This window comes from Rhodococcus sp. EPR-157 (genome assembly GCF_001647195.1).
Classification (GTDB): domain Bacteria; phylum Actinomycetota; class Actinomycetes; order Mycobacteriales; family Mycobacteriaceae; genus Rhodococcoides.
Window position 1 is genome coordinate 1 of the sequence record NZ_LVCV01000683.1, and the last position, 16,171, is coordinate 16,171.

The 16,171-nt window shown below is 63.2% G+C and carries 12 protein-coding genes; 8 read left to right on the forward strand and 4 right to left on the reverse strand.

Translation table 11 applies throughout. The annotated features are described in order from the left end of the window. From A2J03_RS29255 to A2J03_RS29285, 8 genes are all read left to right on the forward strand, one after another. Window positions 1-975, forward strand: a 975-nt coding sequence (locus A2J03_RS29255; protein ID WP_068381706.1) for an MCE family protein, incomplete at its 5' end; no start/stop codon positions are given. A gap of 8 nt (window positions 976-983) precedes the next feature. After that, complete coding sequence (locus tag A2J03_RS29260) at window positions 984-2,276, forward strand: MCE family protein (RefSeq protein ID WP_197481024.1); 1,293 nt, start codon at window positions 984-986, stop codon at window positions 2,274-2,276. Next, window positions 2,273-3,520, forward strand: coding sequence for an MCE family protein (locus tag A2J03_RS29265; protein WP_068381712.1), 1,248 nt, complete (start codon window positions 2,273-2,275; stop codon window positions 3,518-3,520). The genes A2J03_RS29260 and A2J03_RS29265 overlap by 4 nt, the downstream gene beginning before the upstream one ends. A gap of 123 nt (window positions 3,521-3,643) precedes the next feature. Continuing rightward, window positions 3,644-4,366, forward strand: coding sequence for a hypothetical protein (locus A2J03_RS29270; RefSeq protein WP_068381715.1), 723 nt, complete (start codon window positions 3,644-3,646; stop codon window positions 4,364-4,366). Between the two features lie 87 nt (window positions 4,367-4,453). Continuing rightward, complete coding sequence (locus tag A2J03_RS29275; protein ID WP_068381718.1) at window positions 4,454-5,305, forward strand: hypothetical protein; 852 nt, start codon at window positions 4,454-4,456, stop codon at window positions 5,303-5,305. A gap of 226 nt (window positions 5,306-5,531) precedes the next feature. After that, the gene (locus tag A2J03_RS29280; RefSeq protein WP_068381720.1) at window positions 5,532-8,090 is read left to right on the forward strand and encodes an aminotransferase class III-fold pyridoxal phosphate-dependent enzyme; all 2,559 of its coding nucleotides are present in this window, start codon (window positions 5,532-5,534) and stop codon (window positions 8,088-8,090) included. 219 nt (window positions 8,091-8,309) lie between these two features. Further along, window positions 8,310-8,474, forward strand: coding sequence for a hypothetical protein (locus A2J03_RS31365; protein ID WP_197481025.1), 165 nt, complete (start codon window positions 8,310-8,312; stop codon window positions 8,472-8,474). A 7-nt stretch (window positions 8,475-8,481) separates the two neighbouring features. Then, the gene (locus A2J03_RS29285; protein ID WP_197481026.1) at window positions 8,482-9,579 is read left to right on the forward strand and encodes a GGDEF domain-containing protein; all 1,098 of its coding nucleotides are present in this window, start codon (window positions 8,482-8,484) and stop codon (window positions 9,577-9,579) included. Between the two features lie 80 nt (window positions 9,580-9,659). On the opposite strand, the gene A2J03_RS29290 is transcribed toward A2J03_RS29285, so the two are convergent. From A2J03_RS29290 to A2J03_RS29305, 4 genes are all read right to left on the reverse strand, one after another. After that, on the reverse strand, window positions 9,660-10,313 hold the full coding sequence (locus tag A2J03_RS29290) for a hypothetical protein (protein WP_068381729.1): 654 nt from the start codon (window positions 10,311-10,313) through the stop codon (window positions 9,660-9,662). After that, window positions 10,303-12,432, reverse strand: coding sequence for an MMPL family transporter (locus tag A2J03_RS29295; protein ID WP_231912766.1), 2,130 nt, complete (start codon window positions 12,430-12,432; stop codon window positions 10,303-10,305). Before A2J03_RS29295 ends, A2J03_RS29290 begins: the two co-directional genes overlap by 11 nt. A gap of 346 nt (window positions 12,433-12,778) precedes the next feature. Then, window positions 12,779-14,140, reverse strand: coding sequence for an aminotransferase class I/II-fold pyridoxal phosphate-dependent enzyme (locus A2J03_RS29300; RefSeq protein ID WP_068381726.1), 1,362 nt, complete (start codon window positions 14,138-14,140; stop codon window positions 12,779-12,781). A gap of 1 nt (window position 14,141) precedes the next feature. Then, on the reverse strand, window positions 14,142-16,171 hold a 2,030-nt coding region (locus A2J03_RS29305), incomplete at its 5' end, for an SDR family NAD(P)-dependent oxidoreductase (RefSeq protein ID WP_156520651.1).

The following is a 16,171-nucleotide window of genomic DNA, read 5'->3' on the forward strand; positions in this document are numbered from 1 at the left end:
CCGTCGTTGGTCTCCGATCGTTATGTGCAGCTCGCACCGGCCTACTCCGGCGGCGACATTATGTCGAACGATGCCGTGATTCCTCGCGAACGCACTGCGACTCCCGTCGAGGTCGACCAGATCTATGCAAGCATCGACGAGCTCTCGAACGCACTCGGTCCCAACGGGGCAAATGCGAACGGTGCGCTCACCGATCTGGTCAATACGGGCGCGGCCAACCTCGACGGTAACGGCGAGGCGTTGGGCGAGAGCATCACCCAGTTGTCCGATGCCGCTCGCACCCTCAGTGATTCCCGCGGGGACCTGTTCGACACGGTCAAGAACCTGCAGACGTTCGTCTCCGCACTCGCGGCCAACGACGAACAGGTGCGCCAGTTCAACAACCAGCTCTCGGACCTGACGAGCTTCCTCAACGGAGAACGTGACGATCTGGGTGCGGCTCTGAACCAGCTGTCGATCGCGCTCGGCGACGTCGCGGGCTTCGTGGCGGACAATCGTGACCAATTGGTGCAGGCCGCCGATGGTCTCGTGCAACCGACGCAGACCCTGTCGGATCAGCGGTCGTCCCTCGTCGAGACCCTGACGATCCTGCCGTTGGCGATCAGCAACCTCGTCAACTCGTACGACGCGGAATCGGGCACGCTCGCATTGCGCGCCAATCTGCAGAACGAGACTCAGGATCCGCTCGGAACTGTCTGCAAACTGATCGACCTCGGCAAGCTGGTTCCCGGCGACCCACGGTTCGAGCAGCTCGGCGCACAGATTCAACCCGTCATCGACCGGTGTGCCGAAATCACGACCCTGATCCAGGGACCGGTGCGCGACTCCGGTCTGGTTCTACCGTTCGGAGTGCTCACGAACGAGACACAGCAGAACAACGTAGTGCCAGGAACCGTGCCCGGTGTCGTGTCACCGCGCCTCAGCGAGGGCAACACACTGCCCGGTCTGCAGGAATCGATTGGAGGGGGACAGTGAGCACGCCGATGAAAACGTGGATCGCAGGAAAGGGCGCCCGGCCGTTGACGGCGCTTCTCGGCGCGACAGTGGTCGTCATGTCCGCCACCGCGTGTTCTCAAGGTGTGTACGGCATTCCGCTACCCGGCGGTGCCGACGTCGGCAGCAACCCGATCCGCCTGACCATCCAGTTCCAGGACGTCCTCGACCTGGTTCCGCAGTCGACGGTGAAGGTCGACGGTGTCGAGGTCGGCAGGGTCGATTCCATCACCGTTGCCGACAACGAATGGACAGCGAACGTCGGCGTCATCGTCAACGACTCGATCGAGTTGCCGGCGAACGCCACTGCCGCGGTGGAACAGACATCCATCCTCGGTGAGAAGTTCATCCAGCTGACCGTTCCGGAGGGTGACGCGGATCCCCAGAAGCTTGCCGATGGTGACACCATCCCGCTCGATCGAACCAGGGTCACGACCAACATCGAGCAGGTCCTCGGTGCGCTCTCGCTGCTCCTCAACGGCGGTGGCGTCGGGCAGCTCGCTCCGATCGTCAAAGAGCTCAACGCGGCGTTCGACGGGCGCGAGGGCACCACTCGGAGTTTGCTCGAAGAGGCCAACACGTTGATCACCGGACTCGAGCAGCAGCGCGACGATATCACCCGTGCACTCGACGGTCTCGACGTTCTCACCACCCAGGTGAGTGCGCAAACGGAGAAGATCGATCGGGTGCTGCAGGACCTGCCGATCGCGACCGAGGTTCTCGAGCAACAACGTCCGCAGCTGACGCAGATGCTCGGCCAACTCGACCGCCTCGGCACAGTGGGCACCGACGTGATCAACCAGTCGAAGGACGATCTGATCGCCGACCTACGTGCCCTGCGGCCGACTCTGCAGGCGCTCGCGGCGTCTGCAGACGACATCGTGACGACGTTGCCGCTCATCCCGACGCTGCCCTTCCCGGACGGTATCGAGAAGATCACCCAGGGCAACTCGGCCAACCTCTACCTGTCGCTCGATCTCTCGATCGGCACTGCACTGCGCAACTTCGGTGTAGGAGAAGGGGATCCGGTTTACATCCCGCCCAAGTACGGTAGCCACCTTCCCTCGGTCGATCCCAGCAACCCGTATTACAACGGCAACGGTCCTCGTCCGGGCTGGCCGACGATTTCGCTGTTGCCGCTGCCGCCGATCATTCCGGCTCCGACGCCGGCGCCGGGAGTTCCGGTCGCGCCGGGAACCGAGCCCGACGAGGGTGAAACCGGCGCACCGACGCCGTTCGCTCCGCTGAATGCTCTGATCGAACAACTCGGAGGTGGGCTGTGAGATCGCGGCTGGTCAAGTTTCAGCTCATCGCGTTCATCGTCGTTGCCGTTGTCGGCATCGTCTATGTCGGCGGCAAGTACGTTCGACTCGACAACCTGCTGGGTTTCGGTCAGTACAGCGTCAATGCGCAGTTCGCCGATTCCGGCGGCATCTTCACCAACGCCGAGGTCACCTACCGGGGTGTGCCGGTGGGTACCGTCGGCGCGCTGTCGTTGACATCCGACGGCATCGACGTCGAGCTGCTGTTGGACGACGGTGGACCGGAAATTCCGTCCTCGGCCAGAGCAATCGTCGCCAACCGGTCTGCGATCGGCGAGCAGTATGTCGACCTGCAACCGACGAGCGACGAAGGTCCGTACCTGGAAGACGGTTCTCAGATCGCGACCGCGGATACACAGACTCCGGTGCCGGTCGAGGACGTGCTCGCCAGTACCGATCAACTGGTGCGCACAGTTCCGCTCGAGAACTTGACGACGGTGGTCCAGGAGCTCGGTGCGGCGTTCGACGGCAAGGGCGAGGATCTCCAGATTCTTGTCGATTCACTCGGCACCCTGTCTCAGACGGGGGACGAGGCGCTTCCGCAGACGCTTGCCTTGATTCGCGACAGCCGGACCGTGCTGGACACACAGTCCGAGCAGTCCTCGGCCATCCGTCAGTTCAGTGCAGATCTGAACTCGGTGACCGCACAGCTGCGCAGCAGTGATCCGGATATCAGGCGGCTGATCAACACTGGCACCGCTGCCAGCGATCAGATCGGCGCACTCATCGCCGAAGGCGGAGATTCGCTGACAACGGACTTGGCCAACATCAACTCGGTCACCGAGTTGGCGGCTCCGCGCACGCTGGCACTCAAGCCTCTACTGATCTTCCTGCCGGCACTGGCTGCTGGCGCGGGCACGCTCGTACCGGGCGACGGCACGATCCATCAGGGTCTGTTGCTGGAGACGAACAATCCTCCGCCCTGCACCCAGGGGTACGAGGGTTCGCAGGCGATCCTCGACGAAGAGAAGGCGAAGAATCCCAACTTCGACCTCACCGAGGAGAACTACCCGCTGAACCTGCAGGCGAACTGCACGACTCCGCAGGGCAGTGTGACCGGTGTCCGTAGCTCGAACCGCATTGTCTATGCGGACCCGGAGATCCCGCAGCCGTGGGATGACAAGCCGAAGGTCGATCCGGACAAGCTGAACCTGAACCCGATCGCTTCTCAGCTCGCTCCGCTCATCGGGGTCACCCCCAAGTAGTCGTGTGCGAGTGGCGGTGGATCTGCCGAAGTCGGCAGATCCACCGCTTTTCTCGTTTCGGGGTTCCCGTGGTCGTTCTCGGCGCGAATCGAGCCCGTGTTACCGAAGAGTAAGGTTTCAATTGTGACGTCAAACACCGAGCCCGGGTCGACGGACGAGACGCAGCAGCCGTCGTCGTCCACCGAACCGAAGAACAAAGCAAAGCCGTTTCTGATCGGCGTATCCATCGTGGCCGCCGTCGCGCTCGCGGCGAGTGTGTGGTTCGGCATCGGATGGAAGGACGCCGCAGCGGACCGCGCTACGGCCGAGACCAGAGATTCCGCCCTGACCGGCGCCCAGCAGGCCGTACTCAACATGACGACCCTCGACTCCGCGAATCTCGACCAGTCCTTCGACACGATTCTCACCTCTGTCACCGGTGACGACATGAACAAGTTCATCGAGGACATGCGCTCGTCGTTCACCGAGGACCAGCGCGACCTGACGGCGAAGACCACCTCCGAGGTGCTGTCCGGAACTCTCACCGAATTCTCCGAGGACGAAGGCACAGCCAGGGCTCTCGTCGTCGTCGCGACTACGACGACGCGCGACGGATACCAACCCTCACGGCAGCGTCTGGTCATGGAACTGGGGATGCAAGACGTCGACGGGACGTGGAAGGCATCGCAGGCGACGCCGATCGGGGATCCAGTTCCGCTCAATCCGGTGGCGGGCACCGTGGATGCGAATGCTGCCGCAGATCCGAATGCGACTGCAGATCCGAACACAGATCCGAACGCGACTGTCGCACCGGCAGATCCAGGTGCGACCGAGGGTGCTGCGCCCGGCACGCCGAGCGGGCCGTAGAACCACCATCGCGAGGAGCCCCTTGCTCGCCCAAGTCGTACCCGAAGTCGCGAGTCACACCTGAAGTTATCGAGGAGTTGTACACCAGTGCCCCCACAGCGCCGCAAGATCGTTCCCCCGAACACGACCTCCAAAGCCCGGAAGAAGGTCGCGGGGGTCGGGAGGAAGGCCGAGGACTCGCAACCGACGACCGCTGGCACGGCAGAATCCGCCGCGGTATCCGATGCCGCCACAGCGGACTCCACCGTCGTAGATTCCGCTCCGGTTGCTTCGGAGGGGACCGCGGAAGCCACCTCGGCCGACACAGCCAAGGCCGACAAGCCGTCGCTCGAGAAGAAGAACTCCGAGACCGCTGCCACGCCCGAGCCCGAGACCGCTGCCACGCCCGAGACCGCTGCCACGCCCGAGCCCGCAGCTACGTCTGAGGTCGCTGAGTCGTCGCCGGGCGGGCGTACTCGGTGGATGCCGACGATCGTGGTGGGTGTCGTTGCGGTGCTGCTCATTGCATTCGCGACCGTCGCAGCGATGAAGCCGGGCACGTCGGTCGAGAACGCAGCATGGGTCGACCAGGCAACTTCCTCCGAAGTGACGAGGGCTGCGACGGACGGTCTCACGGCGCTGTACCGGTACAACTGGGAGACCATCGACGACGATCTTGCGAAGGCACGCGAGTACATGGGACCGGCGTTGCAGGAGCAGACGAACCAGTTCCTCGACGCCATCAAGTCCGGTGCAGTGCAGACGCAGACCGCCACCGAGGTCGACGTCATGGACATCGGCCTGACGCGGCTCGAATCCGACAAGGCAGAGGTGCTCGCGAACATGAACGTCAGCTCGACGCGTGCAGGCGCAGCCTTCGACAGCGCCATGTTCCCGATCATGGTGAACATGGAACTGATCGACGGCAAGTGGGTCGTGTCGGCGACCGAACTGAAGTAGCTGTGTGACATCCACTACACACATCGACCGACGGGAGGGGAAAACCGACCGTATGTAGGGTTTGTGTCGCTTAATCGGTAGTCAGTGCATCTTTGTTCCGCTAACTACAGCCGTTGGGCAGCTACCATCGCGCTTGCGTCCCACCGTGGGGCGAGCTCTGGTTGCGCGAGATCGCCTCCCGGCAGCTTGCGCTACCGGAGGTGGTTTCGCGAGACACGGAGCACAGATGACCGACATATCGATCGGACGAATTTCCACCGAACATCCCACCGGCCGAGACGGCTACACGACAAGCGTCAATCCCGAGTTGTTCCGGCTGCTGAGCGCGGTCGATTTGGACATCGAGTACGTGTCGGGCCAGGGCACAGCTCTGCACGATGCGGCGGGACGGGTTCACCTCGATTTCGCGGGTGCCTACGGCGCACTTCCATTCGGACACAATCCCGACTGTGTATGGCGTGCCATGGATACGGTCCGGACGACAGGCGAGGCCATCTTCGTGCAGCCCTCGGTGCTGTACCCGGCTGGCGAGCTCGCGAACAAGCTCGTCGAAGTAGCGCCACCCGGTCTGGAGCGCGTGACATTCGTCAACAGTGGTGCCGAGGCGATGGAGATCGCGATCAAGATCGCCAGGTCCGCCACTGGTCGAATGGGAGTTCTGAGTACTCACAACAGTTTTCACGGGAAGACCCTCGGCGCTCTGTCGGCGACGGGCAACAGCAAGTATCAGGTTGGATTCGGTGCTCCGGTTTCCGGCTTCGAGGCGATTGCCTTCGGAGACAGCGATGCGCTGGAGCAGACTCTGAAAGACTCGCCGGGTCACTTCGCGGTCTTCGTAGTCGAGCCGATTCAGGGCGAGGGCGGAGTCGTCGCACCGCCGACCGGTTACCTGACGCGGGTACGTGAAATCTGCACTGCGCACGGCGTTCTCATGGCCGTCGACGAGGTTCAGACCGGATTGGGCCGGACCGGAACGATGTTCGCGTGCGACGACGAAGGCGTCGTCCCCGATATTCTGGCCCTCGCGAAAGCTCTCGGAGGCGGCGTCCTGCCCAGTGGAGCAGTATTGTGCCGACCTGAACTGGTGGGGGAGAGCTTCGCGCTGCGGCACACCTCTACTTTCGCGGGCAATGCGCTCACCGCGCGCGTTGGAATTGCGGTGCTCGACGAGTTGACGGCGAACGGCGGCGCGCTGGTGACGAGGGTCAAGGAACTCGGCGACACCGTGAAGGGTGAACTTCGGAAGCTTGCAATGAAGTACCCCACAGTGGTTACGGATGTGCGTGGTCGAGGACTGTTGCTCGGGGTCGAGCTCACCGACGACATCAATTTCGTCGGCAGGCAGGCAATTCTCGGTTCCATTGCAGACCAGCAGAATCTGGCGGTGATGGTGTCGTCCTATCTGTCGCAGGTGGAGGGAATCCGACTCGCTCCAACCCTTTTCGGAGCGCGTGTACTCAGGGTGGAACCACCACTCACGGTGACGGATTCCGAATGCCGGCGCATGGTGGCCGCTCTCGACCGAGCGTTCGCATTCGCTGCAGCGGGAGACCTGGGCGGCCTGATCGGACATCTCGTCGGACGGTCGCCCAAGCCTGCACCCACTACGGATTCGCCCATCGGTGCCAGGCTTCCGCACCGACCCGAAGTCGAGGGAGACTTCCGCTTCGGCTTCATCGCCCATCCCTTGGACCTCGACGTCTTCGAAACCTTCGACACATCGTTGATCGAGTTCTCACACGCCGAGCGGGAGGACTTGCTGAACAGATTTGCTTCGGCGACATCGGAACTCAACCCGTCGCCGTTCGTCGTCGGCAGCGGTCGAATAGTCACCGAACACGACGGTGCAGCCCACGGCAATCTGATCGGACTACCGTTCACATCTCGGGCATTGCTGAAGTTGCCGCCCGAAGCAGCTGTTGCGGCAGTGGCCGCGGCCGCGAACCTTGCCTTCGAGCGTGGGGCGACAGTCGTCGGACTCGGCGGCTACTCCTCGGCGGTCACCGCGAACGGGCTTGCGCTCGGAACAATGGCCGGCGTTCTGACAACAGGCAATTCGTTCACAGCGGCGGCAAGCATACGGGCTGTTCATCGCGTGTGTGCTGAGCGGCACATCGATCTGGGGACGACGCGGGTGACCATCCTCGGGGCGGCAGGAGCGATCGGGCGAACCATCGCACGGGCATTGGCCCCCGACGTCGGCACCATTACCCTCGTCGGACGCCCGGGTGAACACGGGCAGATTGCACCCAAGCTCTGGGCCGCAGCGGGGGAGATCGCGGACGCGGCGAGGGGCGGTTCAGGGGCTCTCGCTGCAGCGGCTGACCACGGTTCGCTCGACGACCTCGTCGCTCGTGGTCGCCTCGAGTTCTATGACGATCCTGCCGCTGGCGTTGCCCGCGCGCACATCGTGATCGCAGCGACCTCGGCACCGCATTCGCTTATCGACGCGACGGATCTGGCGTCCGACGCCATAGTCTGCGATGTCGCTCAGCCGCCGAACATTCCGCACGACGTGGGCCGCATTCGCCCCGATGTGACGGTGTTCGACGGCGGCATCGTTCGGCTGCCAGCAGGGTCGGACTACGGATTGAACTATGGTCTAGCACCGGGCCTGACGTATGCATGCATGGCCGAGACGATGCTGTTGTCCTTGTCCGGTGAGTTCGAACTCCGAAGCATCGGAACCTCTTTGGACAGTGCGAACGTTCATCGACTCGGCGTATTGGCCGATCGGTACGGGTTCGAGTTGGCCGAGGCCACCCGGTGGCGCGAGTCGCGCTAGTTGTGACCGTTCGCCGCGTGCCGTAGCTGGGCATCTGCGTTCCCCAGCTGCGGCACGCGACCGTCGGTCGGAGCCGTATCGAGTCCGACGTGCCCGCCGAGACGGACAGGCATCCTCAGTGATGGGACGCCGGGGTGGCTGTGCAGTTCTATGACGATTCGTCACCGACGACCGACGGTTCGTTCTACAACCGCTGGCTCGCTCCTCGCAATGGGTCGTATGCTGCTATATCAGCCGGAGCGGGACGAAGCTCATACCGCCGACGGCATGGCTGCAGATGTCTTTCGAGCGTTGGGTCACCAGTCCTACGACGTCGGCCTTCATGCAGTCGAAGATCCGCAGGCCCAGCTATCGGCTTCCGGCGACTATCGAAACCGAGGTTGAACGTGCGATGAGTGCTCTTCGCGTGTGGTGGTCTGCCGCCATCGACTACGACTGGGTGGTGAGCTATCACCGCACACACCCGGTTCTGCGTGCCGCGCCCTATCTGATTGCGTCGACGTGCGCGCTGATTGCGGTAGTCGGCGCTCTGAGCCTGGCATCGAGTCGAGGTGAGGTTGCACCCTATGCGAGCTGGATCTTGGTCGGCGTTGCCGTGCTGTCGACGACGATCGGCTTGTGGTGGCTGCGAGGAGAGATGCCGACCAGAACCCAATCCCGGTGGTTTGTCGCAGTGGGTGACAGCTCGATCGCGGCGATGCTGCTGTCGCTGCCACCGAGCCCGATTTCTGTTGCCCTGGGAATGCTCTTCGCACCCATGGGCAATTACACGAACGTGTTCCACGGCCCGCGTGCTTTCGCCGTCCACCATGTGTTGTCGATGGGTGTTGTCCTGGTCCTCTTCGTTCGGGCAATTGTGTCCGAACCGGAGGAGACTCTTACTGCGATCACCACATCGATCGCTGTGACGGTGGTGTTGTTTGCTGCCTCGCCACTCAACCACTTCTTTTTCGATACTCTCCGTCAGGATGCAGCGCGGTCGTACTTCGACCACTTGACCGGACTACGCAACCGACGAGGTCTGTTCGCGGCTGTGCATGCCTTGCTGCAGCGGCCGAAGACCGGCGAGTCGCCGAACTCTTGCTGCGTGTCCGCGATCTGCATCGATCTGGACTCGTGCAAAGCAGTGAACGACCAGTTCGGTCACGCGACCGGGGATGACGTTCTCCGGGAGACGGCTGGTCGCATCCTTCATCTTTGCGGAGACGAAGCGGTCGGCGCGCGCCTGGGCGGCGAGGAATTCGTTGTCATACTCGTCAGCGAACCGGACCGGGCGTCCCAACTCGCCTGTGCCCTTCTCGCGGCGATTTACGACGTCCGTGATCGTGCGCCGGTATCGGCCTCCATCGGAGTCGCGTCGGCATCGATCCAGGATTTCGAATCCGATGTGGACATGGCCGGCACTGTGCGGGCCCTGATCGACGTCGCAGACGATGCCATGTACGAAGCCAAACGCCGAGGAGGGAATCGCATCGCGCATGCACCGTGATATCGGATTCAGGCCGACTACAACCGACAGTGCTGCGCAAACAGGCGATCACCGCCACGTCAGCTCTGCCGAGCCAGAACTCACCCCAGTCCGTGCTGTGGACTTTCGCTGTGCTGCTCCGCTCCTCGGGCAGTGGGCGGACGGTTCAGCCGGTGCACCACGGGTCCATCAGGGCCGATTGTGGCGGTCCCTGCTTCGACGAATCCCATTGCAGTCCAGAACGGGATGTTGCCTTCCTTGCAGATTCCGAACGTCGTCCGGCCTTCCCGGTCGACGCGGTCGAAGAACGACTGTGACAACGCCGCGCCGACACCGGACCGATGCAGCGTCGGTTCGACTCCCAGATACACCCACAGCACGGCGTTGTCGTCGGGAGCGCCCGCGTCGAGCATCCGATCCATCGCCATGCCGGCTCGTACCGCGCTACCCATGGCCCACAGCAGGTGCGGACCCGCAACAAGACCGCGCCACCATTCGACCCGGGGAGCATCGTGTGGATGCCACAGGCTCACGCCGACGATCCTTCCGTCGAGGACCGCGACTTCCGCTCCGCCGACCGGAAGATATCGATGCCGTATCAGCGCAGACATCATCCGCCGCTGCATCTTCGGCCGGCGTCGATCGTTGGGGAAGAAGTACGCGCTCACCGGATCGTCGGAGTGGAATGCTCGTGCCATCATCGCCGACATCTCCTTGATGTCGGACCTGGTCGCGGTTCTGATGTCAACCGGCATGAGCACTGTCCTTGTCTGAAAGAACCCGATTAGGTTCGGGTCTGGACGCCGAGGGGTGCAACCACCAATTGGCTTCGCCCATCAGCGCTACGAGGGCCGGGACGAGCAACATCCGCACCACTGTCGCGTCGAGGATCAGACCGACGATGACGCCGATTCCCAACAAGCGCATCATCGAAAGTTCGGACAGCGAAAAGGCCGCTGTCACCGTGATCAGTAGTAGGGCTGCCGCGGTGACGACCCGTCCGGTGCGGGCAGCCCCGATGCGAACTGCCTCCCGTGTAGACGCACCGCGGTCGTGCGCTTCGACAATGCGGGAGAGTAGGAAGATCTCGTAGTCGGTGGAGAGCCCGAACACGACAGCGAGGATCAGGATGCTCATCGTGGCTTGGACTGGGCCCGGGTTGATGCCGAGAACACCCGCTCCGTGACCGTCGTCGAAGATCAAGGTCAGCACACCGAAGGTGGCGGCCAGGCTGACCATTGCCATGACAATTGCCTTGATGGACAACACTATCGACCTGAATGCGGCGGTGGTGACGACGAAGGTGGCCGCAATCATGATCGCGAACATCCATGGAATCGTGTTGTAGATGGCGGCGATTCCATCCTGGCTGAGGGCAGTCGGCCCGCCTACTCCGATCACGGTGCCGTCCGGCGGAGTGATCTCCCGAATGGAATCCACGGCGGCGAGTGCACCTTCGGTTCGGTCGGGGGAGGACAGGATGGCGCGCACCACTGCAAAGTCCTCGGCTTCGCCCGCCGGTGCCGCGGCTGCGATTCCGTTCTGGCGCGCCACCTCGTTCGCGACCTCCTGCACGGCCAGTGGATCCGGTGACCCGCCCTCCGCCGACTGCACCATGACGGTGACTCCGGAATTGGCAAGCGGAAAGTCGGTGAATAGCTTGTCGGTCGCTACCCGAGCCGGAGCATCGTGTGGCAACCCCTTGTGGTCGAGGTCCCCGAGGGTCAACCCGAAGATCGGCGCACTGAGCAGGGCGAGGAAAGCAAGAATCGCGACCGCGACCAGAATCGGTCGACGCATCACCCGACTCGCGACCGAACCCCAGAAACGTTCTGCACGTTCGTCTCCACGGTCGATAGCACCCTTGCGCCAACTGAGCGAATTGATCCGATGCCCCAGGAGCATGAGGGTTGCCGGGAGTGCGGTCAGTGACACGAAGGCCGCGGCGCCGACTGCCGCCATGCCGCCGAAACCGAGTGAACGAACCATCGCTTGCGGAAAGATCAACATTCCGATGAAACCGCACACCAGCAGCAGACCGGAGAACGCGACCGTACGGCCCGCGGTTGCCATCGTTCGGCGTACCGCGTCCTCGGTCGTGGCTCCCCGCCGAAGCTCTTCACGGAACCGGGTCAGCACGAACAAGCTGTAGTCCACGGCCATACCGAGACTGACCAGCGTCGCGATGTTGGTGGCGAAAATGCTGACCTCGGTGAAGGTGGTCAGTACTCGCATCACCGCTAGTGAAGCGAGGATGCTCAAGCCTCCGATGCACAACGGAACTGCTGCAGCGGTGACTCCACCGAAAATGAGGAGGAGCAACACCATCAGTATCGGAAACGTGATGATCTCGGCCCGGACCAAATCGGCGCGAGCTTGCGTGTTGTAGGCGTCGGCGACGGCGGAGAAGCCGCCGAACTCGACATCGATTCCGTCCAACATGCGGGCGTCCTTGATGTCGCGGTAGGACTTGACCCGGGTATCCTCGTCGCCGGTAAAAGTCAATACCGCAGCCACGGATCGACGATCGAACGACGTCAGCCCCTCTGCGAAGGCGGGCGGCACGTTCCAATACGTCAACGGAGCTCGCACGAGAAGGGATGCGTCGATCTCGGCGAGGTTGGCTTCGACGACGCCACGGATGTCGTCGATCGACCGTCCGTCTCGAGGCGTGTAGACGATCGCGATATCGGGGGCAGAGCGGCCGAATTCGGCGTCGACGGTGTCGTCGACCTGCGCTGCTTCGCTGCCAGGATCGGAATACCCGCCGAGGCTGAGATCGGACAGGACGCCCGCGCCCCAGATCCCTGCCGCGAGGACGACAGCGATGCAGGTGGCGACTACGAGACGGGCGCGCCCGATGATGGCTTCCACCAATCGGTTACGTGAGGAAGGTGTCGATTTCGAAGTCGAAGCCTTGTGCAAGGGACGTCCTGTTCGGTCGTTGAACGAGGGGTTCGTCGAGAAGCGGTGGTCGTCGGTACGGCTCCGAGTTCGCAGGTGACGGCGCGGCGTGATCGAGTCCCCCTGTTGCCGCTGGTCAGCTGCGTTTGAGTGCAGACCATACACCGATACCTTCCTGTCGTCGAGGCTGCCGTGCGCCGCGATTGGCGGCTGGGCGTGATCGAACTGAATCGGCTGCAAGTCGTTCGCTCGCAGCGTGATTCGATCGAGCAGTTGGTCCACGATTCAACTGTTCGCGGAGTTGGTGAACCTGCCGCTACAACCGGTCGAGGACACGTGCGATCTCGATCAATGCTGTGTCGATCTGCTCGATCGAGTGCTCGCTGGAGATGAACAAGCGAAGACGTTCCTCGCCGAGAGGAACCGAGGGGTACGTGATCGCATTGACGTTCACGCCCGCTTCCAGAAGCGTCACTTGCGCGATGACCGCCTTCTGCGTGTCCGACACGATGATCGGCAAAATCGGAGTGCCCTCGGCCAACCCAGTCGACAGTCCGAGCGCCTGTGCCTTCGCGAAGGCATGCTGGGCGTTCGATTGCAGCCGCGCGATTCTGTCCGGTTCGGCGTCGATGATGTCGATACTCGCGAGCGCTGCCGCGATCGATGCAGGAGCGGGTGCGGTCGCGAACATACTGAGCCCGGGCGCTGAATACTTGAACGCGCGAATCAGTTCTCGACGTCCGGCGAGGAACCCGCCGACGCTGCCGAGCGCCTTCGACATGGTCCCCATCCACACATCGACAGTGTCCCCGGGCAAGCCGTACAGGTCTCTGATCCCATGGCCGCGCTCCCCGAGCACCCCGAACGAATGGGCCTCGTCGATCATCACCGCGCAGTCGTACTTACGAGCGACGGCGACGAGTTGTGGAAGAAGAGCAACGTCACCGTCCATGCTGTAGTGACTCTCGAGGATGACCATCGCCCGGGTGAAACCCGACCTCGACATCTTCAGTATCGCTTCGAGCGCACTAGGGTCGTTGTGTCGGAACGTGATTCGACGACATCCCGCCCACTCGGTGCCGGACACGATGCTGCTGTGGACCAAAGCGTCGCACACGGCCAGATCTCCGCGACCGAGGAGATACCCCACCGCTGCAGCATTGGTGAGGTATCCGCTCGTCGTGATGACGGCATCGTCGACGTCATAGAAATCGGCGATTCGTGATTCGAACGTCGCGTACAGCGGAATCTGACCCGACACGATACGGCTCGCCGATACCGATGTGCCGTACTCGTCGATGGCGGCTTTGGCTGCGTCCGCGACTCGCGGGTCGTTGCTCAGCCCCAGATAGTTGAAACAGCCGAAGTTGAGCATGTCTCGGTCGAGTTGTCGGATTACTGCGCCGCTCGGGCCTTCGTGCTCCAGGTACAGGGGATTCGGCACCCCCAGCGACGCGAACATGGCGTCGACGCCGTCGAATTGCGCGACCGTGGACACGATGTCCGGATGATCGAGCAAGCCGCGTCCCGCGGAGCGAGACCCCGGCGGAGGCGTGAATTCAGGAACAGGAACCGGGGACCGGAGGTGTGTCGGGGTGCCGGGATCGTCGACCTGAACGGTCGAATAACCGCTGCGCGACAGTAGCTGTCGCGCAATTTCGCGCGCATCACTCGTCATGTCAGTTGATTCCTGTCGTGTCGGTCATTCGGGGGCCTCCGCTGGTTGCGCTCTCGACCGCCCGCGCCGCGTCGACCGGCTCGTAGGCCGGACCCGCGATGACCTCGATCTCGATGGGCGCAGGTTCCGGTGTGGAGGGCTCGGCCGGCGCGGGGACTCCGGCGGCGCGAGCGGTGAGTCCCGCGGCGAGTTTCCCGCCGATCGCGGCGAGACCGTGCCCTCGACCGAACTCGAGAACGGAGAGCTCCAATCCCACGGTCTTTCCGACACGGGCCGCGAACTCGACTGCCATCAGAGAGTCGAGTCCGAGCTCGGGCAGTGGCGTCTGGACGTCGACTGCCTCTGCATCGATGCCCATCACGAGCGCCAACTGTTCGGCGAGGATGAACGTGAGGACATCCGCCCGCTGGTCCTCGGGAAGCGCGAGGACCTCGGCCTGGAGCGCCGAGATGCCGGATCCGCCAGTACTGGCTGCGGCGATGTGCGCGGCAAACCGCGGAATGGATGCCGACGCCGGATTGGCGACGCCCCACTGTTCCCAGTCGATCCCGACGAGCGCCACGTGCGGGATGTCCAACGTCAAGCATTCGCGCAGGAACCGGGTCGCTTCGTCCATGTCGATGTTCTTGAAGCCCAGCATGTCCAGGTAGCGCACCACTTCCTGCTTCGCCTCGGCCATCCCACCGCCGGACATCGAACCCCAGCTGACGGTGAAGGCCGACTTTCCCCTCTGCCGACGTGTCCACGCCAAGGCGTCGAGGACGGAGTTTGCTGCAGAGTACGACACCTGAGGTGCTCCACCGGTGAGGCTGCTCATCGAAGAGAACATCACGAAGATGCTCGGATCGGCTCCGGCCTCGTCCAATGCGCGATCGAGATTGATGGCACCGGTGACTTTGGGCAGGAAAATGTTCCGTAGCGATTCGTCGGTGATGTCGTTGACGGCGTAGTTGTCGACGAGTCCTGCCGTATGGAAGATGCCGGCGAGGTTGCTGCCGCCGCTCTTCACTCTGTTCACCATCTGCAGGACGGCGTCGTAGTCGGAGATGTCGAGTAATTCCTCGGTGACGTTCACTCCAGCTGCAGCGAATTCGGCAAGCGTCTCCTGTGCCCGATCGGTGCTTGCGCCGTTCCTTCCGACCAGAACGAGGTTGCGGCCGCCCTCGTCGACGAGCCACCGCGCGACGGCGGTGCCGAACGCGCCGAATCCGCCGGTGACGACGTACGTTGCCGCGGGATCGATGTCGACCGTCGGGACCTCGGGACGGACGACGGGGGAGTCCTCGGCGAGATCGAGTACGACGCGGCCCGTGTGCGAGGAACGGATGACCGAATCGAACGCCTCGCCCACCCGGTCCATGGTGTACACCGTGTACGGCAGGTGCTCGTATTCTCCGGTCGACATCCTGTCCAACACCTCGCGGGTGACCTGACGTGCCAGGTCGGGTTTGTGCTCGAACATTCGGTCCATGTCGACGGCGTAGAAGGTCAGATTGCGGTCGAACGGCTTCAGATCCATGACGCCGCCGAAGTAGATGTCGGCCTTGCCGATTTCGATGATGCGCGCGAATTCGGCTGCGACGTGCAGGTTCTGCGCCATGATCTCGCCGGGTGACGAGTTGAAGACCACGTCGACTCCGTGGCCGTCGGTGAGCGCCATGACCTCCTCGGAATAGTTGAGCGATCGCGAGGCAAGAACTTCGTCTGCGCCGGCGTCGCGTGCCACGGCTCGGCGTTCCTCGGTGCCGGCGGTCGCGATGACGCGTGCGCCCATCAGCTTCGCTACCTGCACGGCAGCCAATCCCATACCGCCCGCAGCACCATGAACCAGTACCGTTTCACCCGGCTGTACCCGCGCCAGATGCACGAGACCGTACTGCGCGCAGAGGAACGGCAGAATCGACGAGCACCACCCGGCCTCCCATGTCGACGGGATGGCCATCGTCCCGCCTTCCTCGATGCCGATCGTGACGTAGCGCCGCATCATGTTTCGTGCGCACACGCCCATGCGGTCGCCCGGAACGATCTCGG

What these genes read in the sequence shown, in the direction of transcription:
- A2J03_RS29260 (WP_197481024.1), top strand. Translation starts at nt 984, where the DNA reads ATGAAAACGTGGATCGCAGGAAAGGGCGCCCGGCCGTTGACGGCGCTT.
- A2J03_RS29280 (WP_068381720.1), top strand. Translation starts at nt 5,532, where the DNA reads ATGACCGACATATCGATCGGACGAATTTCCACCGAACATCCCACCGGC.
- A2J03_RS31365 (WP_197481025.1), top strand. Translation starts at nt 8,310, where the DNA reads ATGCTGCTATATCAGCCGGAGCGGGACGAAGCTCATACCGCCGACGGC.
- A2J03_RS29285 (WP_197481026.1), top strand. Translation starts at nt 8,482, where the DNA reads ATGAGTGCTCTTCGCGTGTGGTGGTCTGCCGCCATCGACTACGACTGG.
- A2J03_RS29290 (WP_068381729.1), bottom strand. Translation starts at nt 10,313, where the DNA reads ATGCCGGTTGACATCAGAACCGCGACCAGGTCCGACATCAAGGAGATG.
- A2J03_RS29300 (WP_068381726.1), bottom strand. Translation starts at nt 14,140, where the DNA reads ATGACGAGTGATGCGCGCGAAATTGCGCGACAGCTACTGTCGCGCAGC.